Source organism: Mycoplasma yeatsii GM274B, assembly GCF_000875755.1.
GTDB classification, from domain to species: Bacteria; Bacillota_I; Bacilli_A; order Mycoplasmatales; family Mycoplasmataceae; genus Mycoplasma; species Mycoplasma yeatsii.
In genome coordinates, this window is the sequence record NZ_CP007520.1 from 268,268 (window position 1) to 286,366 (window position 18,099).

Sequence of the window (18,099 nt, forward strand, 5' to 3'; positions counted from 1 at the left end):
ATGAACAGAGAAACTAGTTTATTTCCTATTGTTGAAATACGTCATCATTCAATCAAATTTGAAGTAATTAGATTTTATAAAAATCAAGTTGTTGTTGTTTATGAAAATACTTATTATGGTGATGGATCTGAAATTTTAACTAGTCAAGGAGTTGTTAAAGAATCAAATATTGTAAGTAAATTTTTAGAACAAAACTTTAACACAATTGAACTAAAATTTAAAAATTTAAAACTAAGAGATGTTGGATTAGTTTTACCTAATAATATTTCAATTATTAGAAAAAATATACATTGTGATTTAACTCAACAAGACACTTCAAAGTTAAAAAACTCAGTTTCATTAAACTTAATTATGAAAAAATCAGCTAAGTTACATGATCCAAATAAAATTTCTCAAAATATTAAAATTTTAGATAATAAAATATATGAGTTATTTGTTGATAATCAAAAAGTTGATCTTAACCAATTAGATAACATAAATATGAATGGAAAAGATGTAACAATAGTTTCTTCAATTATTACAATTGATAAAACATTGTATGAATCACATGAAAAAACTCTTACTAAAATTGGTAAGAAAGTTTTATGAGCAAAACCTAAAATCTTTGCTTTACATGAAATGGTATCAGATAAGAAAAATCCGTTTAAAATCATTGTTGATTGAAGATACAACGAAATTGAAATAGGTTTATTTAGACATAACATTTTAAGTAAAATTGTTAGAATGCCATTTGGTGTAGAAAAAATATTATATGAAGTTAGTCAATTTATGGATATTGATTTAAATTTAGCTTCTAAATATGTTTTTAATAATATTGATTTTGGTTCTGATAATTTAAAAGATATTAAAGTGTTTAGCAGATGAAATAAAAAAACAAAAAGTTTAGATATTGTTACAGCTGATAAATTAAAAGAAATAGTAAATGATAAAATTATAGAAATGTATCAAGAAATAAAAGATTCTATAATAGATTCAACTTCAGAAGAATATGATATTTACAACTTTGGATCAATTTCAAATATCCCTGGAGTTAAAAGTTTAGTGTGTCTAACAAATAGAGATTATATTTGTGGTCAGAACTGAATAGGTGATTTTATTATGGGTGGAGATTCTTGTTCATTAATAGGTCTAGCAACGTTTGCAAATAGAAATATTGCTAATAATGCTGATGAATTATACCTAAATGAAGACGAAACAAGCTTACAAACAACTACAATAGTTGATAAATATTTTGAAAATAAAAACAAGAGCAATTAAATTTAATAAAATAAAATAAAGATAATGGTTTTTGTGTCTATAAGAAAAGGAAGGTTTTTAAAATGGAAAATAGATTTAATCAAGTTGCAAAAATTAAAGTTATTGGAGTAGGTGGAGGAGGAAACAACGCCATAAATAGAATGTATAACGAAAACGTTCAAGGTGTTGAATTCTTTGTTGCAAACACAGATGCACAAGTTTTACAATCATCTCCAGTTCCAAACAAAATTATTTTAGGAGAACAAACAACTAAAGGTTTAGGAGCAGGAGGAAATCCGGAAATTGGAAAAGCTGCTGCTTTAGAAACTGAAGAAGAAATTAAAGAAGCATTAAAAGGTGCTGATCTTATTTTTGTTGCTGCAGGAATGGGTGGAGGAACAGGTACTGGTGCTGCTCCTGTTATTGCTAGAATCGCTCAAGAACTAGGTTCATTAGTTATTGCGGTTGTAACAAAACCGTTCTTATTTGAAGGAAAACACCGTATGAATAATGCAACAAGTGGACTTCAAGAATTAAAAAAACATGTTGATTCAATGATTGTAATTTCTAACAATAAATTATTAGAATACATTGGAGGAATTCCAATTCAAGATTCATTCAAAGAAACTGACGCAATTTTAAAACAAGGTGTTCAAACAATTACTGATTTAATTGCAGTTCCAGCAATTATTAACTTAGATTTTGCAGACATTAAAAATGTTATGGCTAAAAAAGGAGATGCATTATTTGGAATCGGTATTGCTTCAGGAAAAGAAAAAGCAACTGAGGCTGCTAAAAAAGCAATGTCTTCTTCATTATTAGAAGCTTCAATTTCAGGTGCTCAAGATATTATTGTTAATATTACTGGTGGAAGCACAGTTAGTTTAAATGATGCTTATGATGCAGTTGATGTAATTACTCAAGCAACTAACAACAAAGATTTAAACATTATTTTTGGTATGGCAATTAATGATGAATTAACTGAAAATGATGAAATCATTGTTACAGTTATTGCTACAGGATTTAACTCAGCTAACCAACAACAAGAATTTGTTAAAAAACCAGCAAGTGAATACTACAGATCAACAAACATTGAATCTATTATGGATAAAAATGAAGAAAAAGAATATGAAGAAATTTTAGAAGATCAAAGCACTACATTTGCAACAATTGATGATGAAGATGATTTTCCAACATTCTTAAAATAAGGAGAGTAATATGTGATTTAAAAAAAAGAAAAATCATAAAGTAGAAGTGACTACAAACATTGAATTTCCAACTTCATCATTTGATCAAAATTTCTATGAATCAGATAGTAATTCAAACGAAAATCAACAACTAAAATTTACAGTTTTTGATTCTAATCAAAACCATGAAAACGATAATCATGACAACAAAGCCAAATCTATTAATGAAGTAGATTCTAATTTAACTTCTTTTCAAAAAATATCAGCAAAAACTAATGTAATTGCTCCTAGTAGTTTTTCTGAAGTGCAAAAAATAACAGATAGATTATTAAAAGAAAAAGTTGTGTTTGTAGATTTAAAAAAACTTGATTTAGAAGACAAAAAACGGTTTAAAAATTTCATAGCTGGTGTATTGTATGTTAAAAATGGTGAATACACTAGATTACACGAAATGATTTATAAATTTACAATTAAAAATTAGCGTTCTAGAAACGCTTTTTATTTTGTATTTTAAAGAAAAAACAAGATGCATATACATCTTGTTTTCTACTAGTTTTATTATTTAGGCTCTATAAATTTAGGCATTTTTTCTGGAGTTAATTTGCTTCCGTCTCCAAATCTACTAAAAGTTGGTGTACTACTAGTTATATTACCTCGTTCATCGCGTGTTACTTTGTAAGACTCGTTAACTTTATTAACATTTCAGTTAGATATATCATGTTCAAATGAACTTGCATTTTCAAAAACACCAATCATTGAACTTATATTTGAAGTGTCTCATGCTTTATACTTAGAACCATCAGGTCTTGTTAATTCTCTTGTTGAAATATCTTGATTAAATGATTTTGCACCATTAAACATGTCTTGAATAACTTCAGCCTTGTCTAAATTTCATGTTGTAATATTTCCATTAAAATCTTCGGTATTTTTGAATGTTGATATCATTTGTATAGCATTTGAAGTATCTCATTTATCTAAGTGTTGATTAAACCTTTTAGCACCTGAAAAAAGTAAATTTAAGTTTATTACTTTTGAAACATCTCAATCGTTTAAAGGTTGATTGAAAGATTCAGCATTTCAAAACACACCTTGAAGAATCATTGAATTTGATGTATTTCAATGATTTATATTTTGATTAAATTTCTTAGCATCTTGAAAAACATAAAACATATTAACAATATTTGAAGTATCTCAATTTTGAATACCTTCGATTTTTTCATTTTCATTATCTTTGAAAGTTGTAAATAAAGCGTTAATAAATCATGGTAACTTCTTAGGAACTTTTCTAACTGTTTTTGGCATTACATTAGGTGCTATTAGAAATTCTTTAGTGTTATTTAAAACGTTATTGATATTTCCTACTTGTCATCCTATATCAGTACATATTGTTTGATCTTCAATAAATTCTGCACTCTTATTATTTGAAAGAAAAGTTCCTAATTCAAGTTCAACTTCTTTGTTATTTCGTAGTACTTTAATATTAGTTTTTCCTTCTAAAGTTGTATCTAATAAACTTGAATCAACTAATGAAACTGTGCTTAATTTATGTTGTTTTAGTTCTTTGTTCAACTGATTAATTAGATTTTTGTGATATATTTTGTCTATTAGCTTATTTGAAAAATTTTCTTTTCAAATTGAATTAAACATTTCTTCTTGTTTGTCTTTAGATATTTTGTTGACAACAGCTACAGTTGTTCCTGCTGTCCCTCCCCCTAATAAAATCAGTGAACCAGAAGCTATTAACAATTTATTTTTGAACGGTATTATAAATTTTTTCATTGTATTCTCCTAACTTGTTTTATTTTTTTTAAACATATCTTATTATTTATTTTAATGTTTTTTAACTGCCTGGAATATTAAACAAAATGATACCTTACCAATTATATGTTTTGGATCCAAAACATATAATTGGTAAAGGAGGTTAGAATGTTTACTATTTTAGACAATAAGTCATATGCACAAATTAAAAAACGTATATTAGATATCTTTGCAAAAGATCCTAAAAGATCATATTTATCAATAGCAAAGCAATTTAATAAATCTGTTTCTACTATAAAAAGATATAAGATAGAATATCTTGATTTTATAAATAATGGAAAGGAGATAGTCCTTTCTCATAAGAATGTAAATAACAAGAATGCACAAAAATATAATGATGAAACAATATACAACTTAGGTGAAATTTATCAAAGTGAAATGAAAATAACAGGAGGAGAGAACAATAATGGTAGTTGTTCATTTTTGACGTTGAAAAATTATCACAGTTGTTTAAAAGAAAAATTTGGTTATGAGATTTCATATTCAAATTTAGATAAAAAATTAATAAAACAAGGTTTTGCTAGTGCATACTGCAAAAGAACAACAAGAAAAGAAGTTAAAAAGATAAGAAAACAAAACGAAGCAAACAAAATTATTAAGTACAGCAAAGAGCTGGTTTTTTACACTCCAAAAGTTGTAGAAAAACATAGATTAGCAACAGCTAATAACTACAAATTCGGACAAGTTTTAGAAGTCGATGGGTGTACTCACTACTACTTTCAAAACGATACAATTGCAACATGTGTTGCTGTTGTAGATGTAGGAACAAATAGAGTGTTAGATATGTATTTCGAAAGCCAAGAAGAATCTCTAAACTCATATCAAAGAATATTTGAAAATGTTTTTCAAAAATACGGCTATCCTATGAGAATAATCACTGATAATAGGGCTAACTTTAAAAAAGATGAAATAAACAACGCTAGAACGCGTATAGAGCTTGAAAAAAGGGGTATAGAAGTCGTTTCTTCATCAAACGCTAATGCAAAGCCACACATAGAAAGAAAATGAGATACAGTGCAAAAGAACGTTCCTTTTTATTTCAAACAAAAGAATATAAAAACAATTGAAGAAGCTAACGCGATAAAAGATGAGTTAATCGAATATCTAAACAGCATATGTAAAATACGTGAAAAAGAAAGCGTTTTTAGAAAACTAGAAAATGAGGCAGTTGAAGCTTTCTTTGACATACCTATTAAGAGAAAAATTATGAATGGAGTGGTGGAATATCAAAAAAATTATTATGCTGCAATTGATGAAAATGGGAAGAGATATAATTTCAAGAAAAATGAAAGTATTGAATTTGTTATAGGTGCAGATGAGAATCTATACTTTAGAACAGAAACTATGCGTTTTAAAGCTGAAATATTAGAAAAAGGATCTCATGAATGAGGAATGGTTGATATAGCAAAAAGAAAACAATTAGATGAAGAAAGAAAACATGACTTAAAAACCCTAGGGACAATAAATAAGACAAGATGAATTCATATGCTATTAGATAAAACTCTTAACACAATTAAAAAACACCCGAGTGGATTGCCTAATGAAGTAGTTGACGAACTATCAGGACTTGTCTCAGGTGTTAAGAATGAATGTTATCGCATATCATTCGAACTCAAAGAAAAATTAGGCTTATTGGATTAGTTTTATTTTCTAATTTCCTTTGATAAGATTATTATAACTTAAAAATTTAAAGGTTCATTTTGTTTAAAAACCCACGTATTATTTATTTTAATGTTTTTTAACTGTGTTTCATAGTTCTTGATTTATTATGATTTTATTGTTTAGGTTTTCTAAACCCTATAGGTAAATTTTCTTCTGATAATCCACTATCTTTTGAGAAATCTAAAACACCCTGATTTCTAAGAACTTTTTCAACATTTCAATTTGAAATATCTTGATTAAACCCTTTTGCGTTTTTAAAGGTTCAAACCATTACCTCAACATTTGAAGTATCTCAAGCTTTGTAAGTAGAGCCATCTGGTTTTGTTATTTCTTTTGTTGAAATATCTTGATTAAATTTTTTAGCACCTTCAAACAAACTTTGAATCACAACTGTATTTTTTAAACTTCATGTTGTAATATTTCCATTAAAATTTTCGGCATCTTTAAAAGTAGCTATTATTTGTATTGCTGATGAAGTATCTCATTTATCTAGATCTTGATTAAATTTTTTAGCCCCCCAAAAAATACCATTAAAATTTATTACATTTGAGACATCTCAATTATTTAACGGTTGATCAAATTCTTCTGCACCTTTAAATACAGCTTCGATAATTCTTGCACTAGATGTATCTCAATGTTCGATGTTTTGGTTAAACTTTTTAGCATTTTGAAAAATATCGAACATATTTTGAATATTTGATGTATCTCAATCTTCTATTCCTTTAATTGTAACGTTTTCATTTTCTATAAATGTTTTTACTAAAGAATTAATAAATCACGGCAATTTATTAGGCACTTCTTTTACGCTTGGTGGCATAATTTGAGGTACTATCATAAACTCTTTTCCACTTAGTTTCCCAATCCTTCACCCCATATCAGTACAAATTGTTTGCTCTTCATTAAGAGTTGGATCTTTTTCATCTGGAAGAAACTCTCCAAATAAAAGTTCAATTTCATTGTTATTTTGAAATACTTTAACACTAGTTTTTCCATCTAAAACTTCATCAGATAAATTTGAATCAACAAGTGTAACTTCGTTTATATTATGTTGTTTTAACTCTTTATTTAGTTGTTTGATTAAGTTTTTATGATAGATTGGTCCTATTAATTGGTTTAAAAATTTCTCATCTCAAATTGATTTAGCAACTTGAATGTGATCTACTTTTTCTTCTTGTTCTTCTTTTTGGTTTTGGTTTTGTTCTTTATTTTTGTTAACAACAGCTATAGTTGTACCAGCAGCACCCCCACCCAATAAAAGTAGTAATAAAGCAAGTAATACTCATTTTTTTCTGCCTTTTTCTCTTCTAAATTTTTATTTATATCTTTTTGCATTTATAATCTCTCCCGTCTTTTTAGGTAAAATTATTGTAAAACTTTTAAAATATATTTTCTAGACCACGATTCTTTAACTTGTTATACTAATATTAGTTTAGTTAAATTCGAAAACTAATCTTTAAGTATAATTTCCATTATAGTTGTTAAAATGATATAAAAATTATATAGAGATATAAAAAGGAGAAAGCATATGAAAATTGATGAAAAAGATTTAATAAATAATTATTTTCCAGAAGCTTTACAAGAAACTAAAAAACTTATCTCAATACCTTCTTTTTTAACAGAACCTGAAGAAAACGCTCCATATGGTAAAGCAACAAAAGAAGTTTTAGAATATACCATTGATTTAGCTAATAAATTAGGTTTTAAAACTTTTAAAGATCCTCAAAACAGATATGGATTTTTAGATTATGGTGATGGTGAAAAAACTTTTGTTATTTTATGTCACTTAGATGTTGTGCCACCTGGAAATATTGATCAATGAGTTACAAATCCGTTTGAACCAATTGAAGAAGATGGAAAATTAATTGGTAGAGGTTCATTTGATGATAAAGGACCTACTATGATGAACTTATATGCGTTGAAATATTTAAAAGATCAAGGATTTAAATCTGATAAATACAAAATAAGAATGATTTTCGGTCTTACTGAAGAAACAACATGAGATTCAATCCGTGCTTATATTGCTGATCATGGTGTTGGAGATGCTGGTTATGTTCCTGATGGAGAGTTTCCTGTAGTTTATGCTGAAAAATGAATTGTAGATTTAAATATCAAAACAAAAACAAAAACTGATATTGAAATCAAAGGTGGATCAGCATTTAACATAATTTGTGACACTGTTACTTATAAAGGTCCTAAAATAGAAGAAATTTCACAATGATTAACTGAAAATGAAATATCTAACTCAATAGTTAAGAAAAAATTAACAGTTCAAGGAAAAGCAGGACATGGTAGTATGCCATGAGTTGGAGTTAATGCTGCAACTTGACTAGCAAAAGCGATGTATGAAAATGATGTTCATCACCCTATAACTGATTTTTTAGCAAAAGATGTTCATTTAGACTTTAGTTTATCAAATGTGTTTGGTGATATTACTGATGAAACTGGATCATTAACTCAAAATTTAGGAATAATAAATATTAAAAGCGGGACTTCAACAGCAAGTTTTAACTTTAGAGTTCCAGTGTTTACAGAACCAAAACAAATCTTTATACCAACATTAACTGATTATTTAGAAAACTTAAATATCTCAACTGAAGTTGTAGCAATCGAAGATAGTGTTTATGTTCCAAAAGAATCAGATCTAATTAAAAAAATAATGAAAGTGTATCAAGAAGTTACTGGTGATTTAGAATCTAAACCATTAGCTATTGGTGGTGGAACTTATGCTAAATCAATGCCAAACGTTGTAGCTTTTGGAGCTGAATTTGATATTGAAGAATCAACAATGCACGCATACAATGAATATGTGTGAATTGAAGATCTGAAAAAAATGCTAGAAATTTATACAAAAGCAATTGTATTATTAACTGAATAATAACAAGAACCGCAAGGTTCTTTTTTATATTTAAAAGACTATTTAAAATTTAAATTCTTAAAACTATAAAAAAATGGTAGAATTAAATATGTTGATATATTTTTTTAAAATTAATCAATACAAAAATAAGGATTCATTTACCTAGTGCTCAAATTTAATAAAAAGAGTGGGAAATGTTCGAATTATTTTGAAGAACTAACAAATATTTAAAGAAAGGTACAAAAACATGGCAAAAGAAATTACAAGAGAAGAATTATCTGCAGCTGGTGTTCAATATGGTCACCAAACTAAAAGATGAAACCCTAAAATGGCTCCATTCATTTACGGAGTAAAAAACAAAAACCACATCATTGATTTAGAAAAAACTGTAAGTCAATTAGCAGTTGCTCAAAAATTATTAGAAAACTTAGGTTCAAAACAACAAAAAGTTTTATTTGTTGGAACAAAACGTTCAGGTAAAAACGCAGTTAAAGAAGCTGCTTTAAGAAGTGGAAACTTCTACATTAACAACAGATGATTAGGTGGAACTTTAACTAACTTAAAAACTATCTTAATCAGAATTAAAGCTTTATGAGAAATCGAAGAAGAAGAGAAAAAAGGACGTTTAGCTTTAAGACCAAAAAAAGAACAAATTAAAATCTTAAAAGAAAAAGCTAAATTAGAAAAAGCATTAGGTGGAATTAAACAAATGCACAAATTACCAGCTGCATTAGTTGTTGTTGATCCAAAAGGTGATGAAATCGCAGTTCACGAAGCTAGAAAATTAAACATTCCAGTTATCGCAATTTGTGACACAAACGCAGATCCAGATATGGTAACAATCGCAATTCCAGGAAACGATGATTTACAAGAATCAGTAAACATTATCGTTAATACTTTAGTTGAAGCTTACGCAGAAGGAGCACAAATCAAAATGACTCCTTCAGTATTAAAAACTGTTGCTCCAAAAAGAGAACCAAGAGCTGAAAGACAAGTAAAATCTGAAGCTAATGTTGAAGCTAAAGTTGAAGAAGTTTCAACTGAAAAAGAAGCAAAATAATTAAATAAACATAAAGGAGAAAAAACATGGCAGTAGATGCAAAATTAATTAAAGAATTACGTGAAATCACTCAAGCAGGGATGATGGATTGTAAAAAAGCTTTAGAAGCTACAAATGGTGTTGTTGATGATGCTATTGTTTGATTAAGAGAAAACGGATTAGCTAAAGCAGCTAAAAAAACTGATCGTGTTGCTGCTGAAGGTGTTGTATTTGCAAAAGAAAACGAAAACAAAGCAGTTATTTTAGAAATTAACTCAGAAACTGATTTTGTTGCTAAAAACGAAAAATTCACAACATTAGTTGATGAAATTGCTGAAGCTTTATTATGTTCAAATGCTAAAACACTTGAAGAAGGATTAGCGGTTGTTATGAAAGATGGACAAACTATTGAACAAAACTTAGTAGCAGCAACTGCAACAATTGGTGAAAAAATTGTTTTAAGAAGATTTTCATTAATCGAAAAAGGTTCAAACAAAATTGCTATTTACAACCACGCAAACAAACGTGTTTCTACATTATTAGTATTTAACGGAAACATTGAACAAGCTGATGCTTACAACGTTGCAATGCACGTAGCAGCTATGGCTCCAAAATACATTAACATGGCTCAAATTCCAGCTGAATTCAAAGAAGCAGAATTCCACATTATTAAAGAACAATCTAAAGAAGATCCTAAATTAGCTGGTAAACCAGAAAATGTTTTACAAAACATTTTAAACGGAAAATTATCAAAACGTTTAGCTGAAGTTAGTTTATTAGACCAAGCATTCGTTGTTGATGAAAGCTTTAAAGTTGGAGATTTCTTATCAAAAAACAAAACTGAATTAGTTGAAATGGTTAGATACGAAGTTGGAGAAGGAATCGAAAAAGTTGTTGTTAACTTTGCTGATGAAGTTGCAGCTCAATTAAGCTAGGAGAAAAATTATGTTTGACAGCGAAAAATACTTATCAGTTATTTCTATATTCTTAATTTGTTTTAGTTTGGTTATATCTGGAATTATTACTTATTATCTTTATAATTTTTTAAAACAAAAATCAGTCGCAAGCAAAGTAAGAAAATCTTTTCTTATAATTATATTTTCAATTATAGGTTTAAGCTTTATATTTGCTTTAACAGGTACAGTTATATATCAAACATCTGATATTAGTTCAATCAGAAAAACTTACAAGTATCTAATAGCTACAAATGTTATTTCATTCTTGTTATCACTAATTGGAATTGCAATATTATTTATATTTGTTCACAACATTGCAATCAAATTAACAGAAGACTCTATTTTATATCTAGGTGAAAAGATCGAATACAAAAACATTGCTAAAATCATTATCGATCCATCAAACGCTAATTTATATATCAATTACAAAGTTTCTAGAACTTATAAAAGAATTAGATATATTTCAAATTGTAGTTTTAAAAAGTTAATCATTGATAATGCAAGTAAAATGAACGTAGAAATCATAAATGATGATGCAAACAAATACTTTGAAAAATTAACAGGAAAAAATTAATTAAAATAATTAGAAAATAGCAACTTTAAGTTGCTATTTTTTTATAAAACTTAATTCAATCATTAAAAAAAGATATCCTTTTTATGTAGAATTAAAGATAGGATTTTTTATATAATTAGAATAAGAATGATTTTTAATTATTTTGAGGTGAAAAATGAAATATAAATATGAAACTGTCCTTTTAAAATTAAGTGGTGAGGCTTTAAAAGGTGACAGTGAAGTTTATGATAAAAAATGCTTAGAAAATATTTGTAGTCAAATAGTTGAATTAGCAAGAAATGGTTTAAAACTAGCTATTGTTGTTGGTGGAGGAAATATTTGAAGAGGTAAACTTGGTCAAGATATTGGTATGCCTCAAATGAATGCTGATTATATGGGAATGATGGCTACTGTGATGAACGGAATTGCTTTAGAAAGCACTATTAGATCATTAGGATATGACAAAGTAAACATCTATTCATCATTACCAATCAAAACTGTAACTGATGATTACAACTTTAAAAAAGCAAGAATAAAAATGAGTGAAGGTTACATTGCTATTTTTGTAGGTGGAACAGGATATGCTTATTTTACAACTGATACTAATGCAACAATTAGAGCATATGAAATCGGAGCTGATGCTATTTTGATGGCTAAGAATGGTGTTAAAGGTCTTTATGATAAAGATCCTAGAACGAATGATGATGCTAAATTCATAGATAAAATAACACACGAAGAACTTGTAGTTAAACAATTAAGGGTAATGGATTTAACTGCAGCAACTTTAGCAAAAGACGCTAAATTAAAAATAGAAGTATTTGACATGGCAGGAGAAAATAACATTGTCAAAGTATTACAAAATAAATTAGAATCAACAATTATAGAATAGGAAACAAGTATATGATAGAACTAATTTTAGAAAATGCACAAGAAGAAATGAAAAGTACAATTGAAGCGTACAAACAACATTTAAAACAAGTAAGAACTGGTAAAGCTAGTGGAGCTATTTTAGATAAAGTTATGATTAACTACTATGGATCATTAATGCCATTAAACCAAATTTCTCAAATTACAACTCCAGAAGCAAACTTAATAGTAGTAAAACCATATGATAGAAATATTATTCAAGAAGCTGTTGGAGCAATTCATAAAGCTGATTTAGGATTAAACCCAATTAGTGATGCTGAATTAATTAGAATTCCAATCGCACCATTAACTGAAGATGTTCGTAAAGATTTAGTTAAAAAAGTTCAAAAAGAATTAGAAGGTTACAAAGTTAGAATTAGAAACATCAGACGTGATGCTATTTCTGAAACTAATAAAACTGAAGGATTATCAAAAGATATGATTTCAGACGTAGAAAAACAAATTCAAAACTTAACTGATAAATCAGTAAAAGAACTAGACGAATTAACAAAAATTAAAGAAAAAGAATTAATGACAATGTAATTAAAAAGGGGAAAACCTATGACAACAATTATTGAAATGTTCAAACAAGATTTAAAAAATATTTGTGATGAACTAAAAATAGATAAAGAACCAATTGTTGAAATCAATAAAAATGGAGTAGCAGGATTATTAGCAACTACTATTGCATTAGTTGGATCAAAACAAGTTGGTAAAAAACCTGTAGAATTAGCTAATATATTTAAACAAGAATTAGAAAAAACTAATAAATACAAAAGCATTGAAATTGCAGGACCTGGATTTATAAACGTTCTAATTAAACCTGAATTACTTTCAACAGTTATTAACAACATCTTAACAGCAAAAAAAGATTATGGTCAATTAGAAAAACAAGATTATATTTTTAATATTGAGTATGTTTCAGCAAACCCAACTGGATTCTTACACATTGGTCACGCAAGAAACGCTGTTATTGGTTCAGTGTTAGTAAATATTTGAAAAAAAGCAGGAAATACTGTTCAAACTGAATACTACATTAACGATGCTGGAAATCAAATTAACATTTTAGCTGTTACTGTTTTTGTTCACTATTTATGAGCTTTAGGAATTGAAGCTAAAAAACCTGAAAATTCTTATGCTGGAGATATGTATGATGATTTAGCAAAAGAATTGATTAAAGAATACGGTGACAAATTTAAAGATCTTAAATTCTCAGATACTCACATTTTAGATGAAGAAGTTCATGAACTATTTAGAAAAAAATCTGTTGCTTACTTTATGGATGTAATTAAACAACAATTAAAAGATTTTGGAGTAGTTATTGAACACTATTCAAGTGAACAAGAAGTTTATGATACTCATCAAATTGAAAAAGTTCTAGAATTATACGAACAAAAAAATGCTAGTTATAAAAAAGATGGAGCTATTTGATTAAAAACTACTGATTTTGGAGATGATAAAGATCGTCCTATTGTTAAATCAGATGGAACTTATACTTACATCACTCCAGATCTAACAACTCATAACTTAAGAATTCAAAGAACAAATGCTAATAAATTAGTTAACGTTTGAGGTGGAGATCACCACGGTTACATTCCACGTATGCGTGCTGGATTAGCATTATTAGGATACGATCCAAATATTTTAGATATTGAAATGGTTCAAATGGTTCGTTTAATTAAAGATGGTCAAGAATACAAAATGAGTAAGAGAAAAGGTACTGCTGTTTGATTAGCAGATCTTCAAGAAATGGTTGGAAAAGATGCATTAAGATATATGTTAGCTTCTAAATCATCAAGTTCTCATATGGATTTAGATCTAGATTTAATTCAACAAAAAAATGCATCAAACCCAGTTTATTATGCTAAATATGCAACTGCAAGATGTAATTCAGTATTAAATCAAGCTGAAGAAAAAAACATTGATATCAAATTTGAATCAACAAATTTATTAACTAATGATAAAGAAATTGAATTATTACTAACTTTAGATAACTTTAAAGAAGTTATTAAAATGGCATGTAAAAATACTGCACCTCACCAAATTTGTGATTATATTCAATCAATTGCTAAACAATTCCACTCATATTATTCAGATGTAAAAATAATTGATGAATCAAATATTGAATTAACAAAAGCAAGATTGAACTTAGTAAAAGCAACATTACAAGTTTTAGAAAACTTATTCGATATTATCGGAATCGAAGCTCCTAAAAAAATGTAATAATTAAACTTATGAAAAAATATCTATCAAACACTTTATTTTTATTACAAAATATTATACAATAGAAATTGTATTGAATTGGAGTTGAAAAGTTAATGGCAAGTGTTATCGTGCACGATGGAGAAACAATTGAAAAAGCTTTAAAACGCTTCCAAAAAGTTGCTTCTTCTAACAAAGCAGAAGCTAGAAAACGTGAATATCACTTAAGTAAAAAAGAAAAAAGAATTTACAAACAAAAACAAAACCGTAAATTCAAATAGTGATAGATTAATTTGAGCCTAATTGGGCTCTTTTTTTATTTTTTTGCTAATACATTAATAGGTGATAATATGAAAGAGTACATAGTAGCAAAATTAATTAAAATAGATCAAGATTATATATACTTATTGTTAAACAATATTTGTTATAAATTCTTTTATTCTAAAAATGATATTAAAGATATAAAAGAAAATACAGAAATAAAACTTTATATATCAAGTGTTTGAATTGAAAATGAATTAAAATCTTTTGGATTTTTAAATGTAGAAAACAGAAACCTTTTTGAAATACTAATAAACATAAATACCATAGGTCAAAAAACAGTTTTAAAAATTTTAGATTCATATAGTTATGAAGAATTAATTGATATTTTTAAAACAGGTAATACTGATAAAATTTTAAAAATTAAAGGTATAGGAAATTACACTGCAAAACTAATTATTAATGGTATGCAAAAATCGTTATTTAATAATCAATTAAGCGATAAAAAACAACAAGTTCTAATTAGTTTAGAAAAATTAGGTTATAAAACCAAAGATATTTATAAAGTTATTATTAATGCTGATGATAAATTAACTATTGACCAATTAACTAAATATGTTTTATTGGAGATAAACCTTGTTTAGACCTGAAACTTGAGATGAATATATTGGTCAAAATCATATAATTGATAATTTAAAAGTATTTTTAAAATCAGCTAAAAAACAAAATAAAGTTGTTGATCATATATTTTTATATGGACCTAGTGGTTATGGAAAAACTAGTCTAGCTTATTTATTATCTAAGCAATTGAAAACTAACATTAGAATATTAAATGGACCTAATTTACAAAAAAGCAGTGACATAATTTCAGTACTTACAAGTATTAAAGAAAAAGAAATTGTTTTTATTGATGAAATACATGCTGTAAATAAAGAAGTGTTAGAAATTATTTATCCAGTTTTAGAAGAAAATAAATTAAATATTATTATAGGAAAAGATTACAACTCTAAAGTTGTAAACATCGATTTACCTAAATTTACACTAATTTCAGCAACTACTGAGATTAATAAAATTCCAATACCTTTATTAAACAGATTTTCAATTAATTTTACACTTAGTGAATATAGTATTGATGATATGAGTAAAATTGTTGAACTATATTGTAATAAATTAAACTTAAAATTAGATAAAGAAACTTATTTATATATTTCTAGTTATTGTAGACAAACACCAAGAATAGCAATTAATTTAATTAAAAGAATTTATGATCATATAGTTGTTGAAAATCCTAAACAAGTTGATATTAAATACATTGAATCTGTTTTTAAAAAACTAGGTGTTTTTAAACTTGGACTAACTTCAACTGAAATTAAGTATTTAGAAATGATATCTAAAAATAAGAGAATGGGATTAGAAAATATCGCTCATATTTTAAACACAACTCCAGTTATTATTTCAAACAATATAGAACCATTTCTAATAAGACAAAATTTAATCATAAGAACTTTTAAAGGAAGAGAAATTACATTAAAAGGAACTGAATATATAAAAAAAGTAAAATGTTGATAGACATTTTACTTTATATTTTCAGATAGTTTATTACATATTTTACTTGAAAGACTTACTAAATATTTTATCTTTTTAACTATTATTTCTATTTTTACAATATTTTTGATAAAACTTTCATCAGGTGATGGAATTTGATTTATTGATTGTAAAGATTCAATTTGTTCTTTTGATAAATGATTGCTAAATTTTGAAGCTATTTCTAGTTTTTCATCTCAACTTTTTGTATTTTTTAATAACTCACAATAAGAATTGAATGTTTCATCTAAACTGTTGTTGTCATATACTTGAGAAGTTAATTCTTCTAAGGATTTTTCTAAAATTGAATTTAATAAATAATAAACATCTTCATATGAAACATCTTTTAAAAGTTCGTCTTCTCCTATTTTATTTAAAATATCTTCGCATTGTGAAAGTAGTGGTAAATAAGTATTAAAAACATTAGATAATTGAATATTTATAATTAAATTTGATCCTTCTTTACTAATATTAGTTAAAAATTGAGCAAAATTATCAGGTGAATTTAACTTATTAATATCATTAATACGTTTATTAAAATATAATCTTAAATCTTCAAAATCGTTACATTCATCAATTTGGCTAGTTATTAAATTTGTAGTTTCATTTATATTAGTTTGAGTTGGTAACATTTGTAAAAAGTGTTGCATATCAGCTTCATTTTCATTTGGTAAACCTATTACTTGAGTTGAATCTTCAATGTTTAATGAAGATAGTTCTTTTTTAACTGAATCTAGCAAATTTTGTTTAAAACTATAAAAAATTAAATCTTTGAATTTTTTTAACTCTTTCATATAATATCTCGCTTTTAAATTTCTATTACCATTATATTATATTAAATTGTATATATTCAACAAACAATAATGTTTTGATATCATTATTTATAGAAAAGATGATAGAGCATGAATTTTAATAGTATAACTTCAAACAAAGATAAATATTTTATAAATGATTTTCAATATTTTTACATTAACAAAAAAGAAGTGTTAAATGAACTAAAAAAAATTAAATGACCAGCAATTATTGTTGATACTGAATTTTTCAATAGATCACACAATATTGACAATATAAGTCCATCTTTATATGATGAACAACAAAAAGATTTGGTCTATATTTTACAGTATTCATTCGCTAAAAACATGAATGAAATTTATTATAGAGTAAACAGAAAAGCTATAAAATCTTTAACAATTAAAAGAAAACATAATGATCCAAATTATAATTTCACAAAACAATATAATTCATTAAAAAATAGCTTTTTAAATATGTGTATTAATAAAAAAATTAGAACAATTATTTTTGCTGGAAGCGCTAATGATAAAAAGATTATTGAATTATGAATTAATCAAAATAAAGCTATTTTAAAAAATAAAAAATCTGATTTATTTATTTTAGATGATCAAACAAAACAATATACAGTTAATTCTTTTGATATATATAGAGTGTTACAAAAATTATCTTTTTCAAACAGCGATCAAAACAATAATCAATTTTATAATCCTAAAAACTTAAATAAAGGATTAATTGGAAATGACACTATTCAATTACCTAGTTTAAGAAAGTTTTTTGATTACACAAAACAAATATTTACTGACAAAGGTTTAAATGATGAAGATGATATTTATGATTTATGTTGTAATGCATTGAAATTGTTTAGTTTAAAAGATATCGATGTTGAGGATTTTAAAAATTACACTAGAAAAGTTAGTTTAGCTAAGACTCATTGTTTTAATGATGTTTTAAAAATTTTATACATGATAGATTTCTTATATGCTTTTTCTAAATTTAGTGATAGTAAAAATAAATACATTAAAAAAGAAATGGAAAACAATTAATAGAAA

General features: G+C 26.2%; 18 protein-coding genes. 15 read left to right on the forward strand and 3 right to left on the reverse strand.

Going from position 1 to position 18,099, the window contains the following annotated elements; all coding sequences use genetic code 4:
* The 3 genes from MYE_RS01090 (at window position 1) to MYE_RS01100 (ending at window position 2,904) form a co-directional block, all read left to right on the forward strand.
* On the forward strand, window positions 1–1,257 hold the full coding sequence (locus tag MYE_RS01090; protein WP_042733185.1) for a hypothetical protein: 1,257 nt from the start codon (window positions 1–3) through the stop codon (window positions 1,255–1,257).
* Between the two features lie 62 nt (window positions 1,258–1,319).
* Complete coding sequence (gene ftsZ / locus MYE_RS01095) at window positions 1,320–2,444, forward strand: cell division protein FtsZ (protein ID WP_004427751.1); 1,125 nt, start codon at window positions 1,320–1,322, stop codon at window positions 2,442–2,444.
* Window positions 2,445–2,454: 10 nt separating this feature from the next.
* Window positions 2,455–2,904, forward strand: coding sequence for a cell division protein SepF (locus MYE_RS01100; RefSeq protein WP_042733186.1), 450 nt, complete (start codon window positions 2,455–2,457; stop codon window positions 2,902–2,904).
* A 77-nt stretch (window positions 2,905–2,981) separates the two neighbouring features.
* Here MYE_RS01100 and MYE_RS03995 read toward each other — a convergent pair whose 3' ends face one another.
* Window positions 2,982–4,202 (reverse strand): BspA family leucine-rich repeat surface protein, encoded by a 1,221-nt coding sequence (locus tag MYE_RS03995; RefSeq protein WP_052491389.1) that lies wholly within the window; start codon window positions 4,200–4,202, stop codon window positions 2,982–2,984.
* A 147-nt stretch (window positions 4,203–4,349) separates the two neighbouring features.
* Between MYE_RS03995 and MYE_RS04285 the strand changes: the two genes are divergently transcribed.
* The gene (locus MYE_RS04285; RefSeq protein WP_042733187.1) at window positions 4,350–5,882 is read left to right on the forward strand and encodes a hypothetical protein; all 1,533 of its coding nucleotides are present in this window, start codon (window positions 4,350–4,352) and stop codon (window positions 5,880–5,882) included.
* A 133-nt stretch (window positions 5,883–6,015) separates the two neighbouring features.
* Here MYE_RS04285 and MYE_RS04000 read toward each other — a convergent pair whose 3' ends face one another.
* Complete coding sequence (locus tag MYE_RS04000) at window positions 6,016–7,155, reverse strand: BspA family leucine-rich repeat surface protein (protein ID WP_052491390.1); 1,140 nt, start codon at window positions 7,153–7,155, stop codon at window positions 6,016–6,018.
* Window positions 7,156–7,428: 273 nt separating this feature from the next.
* Between MYE_RS04000 and MYE_RS01120 the strand changes: the two genes are divergently transcribed.
* The 10 genes from MYE_RS01120 to ruvB all read left to right on the forward strand — a co-directional run bounded on the left by MYE_RS01120 (window position 7,429) and on the right by ruvB (window position 16,243).
* Window positions 7,429–8,778, forward strand: coding sequence for a M20 family metallopeptidase (locus MYE_RS01120; RefSeq protein ID WP_042733188.1), 1,350 nt, complete (start codon window positions 7,429–7,431; stop codon window positions 8,776–8,778).
* Window positions 8,779–9,004: 226 nt separating this feature from the next.
* On the forward strand, window positions 9,005–9,817 hold the full coding sequence (gene rpsB / locus MYE_RS01125) for a 30S ribosomal protein S2 (protein WP_042733189.1): 813 nt from the start codon (window positions 9,005–9,007) through the stop codon (window positions 9,815–9,817).
* A 26-nt stretch (window positions 9,818–9,843) separates the two neighbouring features.
* Entirely contained in the window at window positions 9,844–10,731 is an 888-nt protein-coding gene (gene tsf / locus MYE_RS01130) for a translation elongation factor Ts (protein ID WP_042733190.1), read from the forward strand.
* 10 nt (window positions 10,732–10,741) lie between these two features.
* Window positions 10,742–11,326 carry a hypothetical protein gene (locus tag MYE_RS01135; protein ID WP_052491391.1) on the forward strand — a complete coding sequence of 195 codons (585 nt, stop codon included), beginning with the start codon at window positions 10,742–10,744 and terminating at the stop codon, window positions 11,324–11,326.
* A 154-nt stretch (window positions 11,327–11,480) separates the two neighbouring features.
* Window positions 11,481–12,194, forward strand: coding sequence for a UMP kinase (gene pyrH / locus MYE_RS01140; RefSeq protein WP_042733192.1), 714 nt, complete (start codon window positions 11,481–11,483; stop codon window positions 12,192–12,194).
* 11 nt (window positions 12,195–12,205) lie between these two features.
* The gene (frr, locus tag MYE_RS01145; protein ID WP_004427730.1) at window positions 12,206–12,754 is read left to right on the forward strand and encodes a ribosome recycling factor; all 549 of its coding nucleotides are present in this window, start codon (window positions 12,206–12,208) and stop codon (window positions 12,752–12,754) included.
* A gap of 18 nt (window positions 12,755–12,772) precedes the next feature.
* The gene (argS, locus tag MYE_RS01150) at window positions 12,773–14,434 is read left to right on the forward strand and encodes an arginine--tRNA ligase (RefSeq protein WP_042733193.1); all 1,662 of its coding nucleotides are present in this window, start codon (window positions 12,773–12,775) and stop codon (window positions 14,432–14,434) included.
* A 95-nt stretch (window positions 14,435–14,529) separates the two neighbouring features.
* On the forward strand, window positions 14,530–14,694 hold the full coding sequence (gene rpsU, locus MYE_RS01155) for a 30S ribosomal protein S21 (RefSeq protein WP_004427726.1): 165 nt from the start codon (window positions 14,530–14,532) through the stop codon (window positions 14,692–14,694).
* A gap of 69 nt (window positions 14,695–14,763) precedes the next feature.
* On the forward strand, window positions 14,764–15,318 hold the full coding sequence (ruvA, locus tag MYE_RS01160; protein WP_042733194.1) for a Holliday junction branch migration protein RuvA: 555 nt from the start codon (window positions 14,764–14,766) through the stop codon (window positions 15,316–15,318).
* Window positions 15,311–16,243, forward strand: coding sequence for a Holliday junction branch migration DNA helicase RuvB (ruvB, locus tag MYE_RS01165; protein ID WP_042733195.1), 933 nt, complete (start codon window positions 15,311–15,313; stop codon window positions 16,241–16,243). Before ruvA ends, ruvB begins: the two co-directional genes overlap by 8 nt.
* Before the next feature lie 5 nt (window positions 16,244–16,248).
* On the opposite strand, the gene MYE_RS01170 is transcribed toward ruvB, so the two are convergent.
* Window positions 16,249–17,052, reverse strand: a complete 804-nt coding sequence (locus MYE_RS01170) for a hypothetical protein (protein WP_042733196.1) — start codon at window positions 17,050–17,052, stop codon at window positions 16,249–16,251.
* Between the two features lie 108 nt (window positions 17,053–17,160).
* Here MYE_RS01170 and MYE_RS01175 point away from each other — a divergent pair, with 108 nt between their 5' ends.
* The gene (locus MYE_RS01175) at window positions 17,161–18,093 is read left to right on the forward strand and encodes a hypothetical protein (RefSeq protein ID WP_042733197.1); all 933 of its coding nucleotides are present in this window, start codon (window positions 17,161–17,163) and stop codon (window positions 18,091–18,093) included.
* The last annotated feature ends 6 nt before the right edge of the window (window positions 18,094–18,099 follow it).